This window comes from Paenibacillus sp. P4_A7 (genome assembly GCF_056402455.1).
In genome coordinates, this window is sequence record NZ_JBFUHJ010000896.1 from 1 (window position 1) to 688 (window position 688).

The window sequence follows — 688 nt, forward strand, 5'->3', positions numbered from 1 at the left end:
CGACAGTTTCTCCCGACAGCTAATGAAGCACGCGATCGTTCGCGGGGCCCTTGCCCAACTGATGGGTAAGGAAGCGGTATGCGTACAGAGTATGTATTTCTATAWGGAACCGGGTTCTCCCGGACAAGCTGCCCATCAGGAATATTACTATATCAAAAATGATCCAATGACGATGATAGCTGCATGGGTAGCCATGGAGGAAGTAGTGGATATTGAGAATGGCTGCCTATGGGTCATGCCCGGCACGCATAAACTGGGATTATTACCGCATGGCGCCGTTAAAAATCTGGAGGAGCACGAGTCGTGGACCGAAGAGACAGAGGGCGTCGATACAACAAGGCAAATTCCGGTTCCGATGGAGAAAGGAGACATTCTTTTCTTCAGTGAATTGCTTATTCACTCATCCACTAAGAATCGGAGCACGGACCGCTGGCGTCGTTCGTACGTTTGCCACTACATTCGCGAAGATTCAAACGTTCTCCATCGAGAGGACCTTCGCCAGAAGTACCCTTTGTATTAATTTTGAAACGGTAAGGTTAGACTGGGATGTACGCCATCCTGATCTAGCTTCATATAGATAGCTTTCTCTTTGTTCGTTGTAGTGAGTGCTTACAATTGGGGTGCTAATTATACCAGATAGGTTAGGCGCATTTTCAGCATTGACACAAGAATATAAAGTAGTTAATAT

1 protein-coding gene is annotated in these 688 nt (G+C 46.6%); it reads left to right on the plus strand.

Annotation, left to right across the window (positions count from 1 at the left end; translation table 11 throughout):
* On the plus strand, positions 1-520 hold a 520-nt coding region (locus tag AC1DWN_RS34800; protein ID WP_477563355.1), incomplete at its 5' end, for a phytanoyl-CoA dioxygenase family protein.
* Positions 521-688 lie beyond the last annotated feature (168 nt).